General features: G+C 57.3%; 1 protein-coding gene and 1 pseudogene. Both read right to left on the reverse strand.

Annotated elements, in window-relative coordinates; translation table 11 throughout:
• Positions 1-452 (reverse strand): annotated as a pseudogene (locus tag ACFP3V_RS24995) (plasmid SOS inhibition protein A); the annotation flags it as partial.
• A complete protein-coding gene (locus ACFP3V_RS25000; protein ID WP_380587682.1) occupies positions 449-616 on the reverse strand; it encodes a hypothetical protein in 168 nt (55 codons plus the stop codon). The pseudogene ACFP3V_RS24995 and the gene ACFP3V_RS25000, both read right to left, overlap by 4 nt.
• Between the last annotated feature and the right edge of the window lie 8 nt (positions 617-624).

A 624-nucleotide genomic window follows, 5' to 3' on the forward strand; every position in this document is an offset into this window, starting at 1 on the left:
TGTGACAGCCTGTCCCAGCAGGTTCTGACGCAGTAACCAGGACTGCTCGACCTGACGGGCTTCACGGCGCATTTTTCGGGTGAAGGCAAAGTCCTGACGTTTTAGCCTGCGTACTGTTCGGGTATGAAGGACTTCCGGAAAAAGTTCAGCCTGCACATCCATTGTCAGCGGCAGNATTCCCCGTGGCTGGAGATAAGCATATCCAGCGCCTCTTCCACCTGTTTCAGGCTGGAAAGGCGGTCTTTTGGATCACGGTGAAGGCCCGGAATACGGCGGGCAACGTCACTGTTAATCCGGCTACAGCCTGTCAGCAGGCGCAGGAATGTCCGGACGTGTGGCATCGATGGCAGACGTGCGCCGCGCTGGCGAGCCTCTTCCACCGTCATGATGGCCTGCAGCGCTGCCTGACGGGCTGGTTTCAGGGATACAAGAGCACTGGATGACGGGATCATTGTGCGCCCTCCTGTGACAGCGTGCTGATGATGCTGGCAAACGAGTAGCCACCGGCGTCAAGACACTCGATGAGATCCAGAGTATGGGTGATGAGTTCAGGGTTGAATGCATCCATCACGCGAACGACAGAGAACGGCTGACCGTCACGGGTAACAAAGACCACTATCCAGC

The organism is Streptacidiphilus monticola (assembly GCF_042658505.1).
Lineage (GTDB): Bacteria > Actinomycetota > Actinomycetes > Streptomycetales > Streptomycetaceae > Streptacidiphilus > Streptacidiphilus monticola.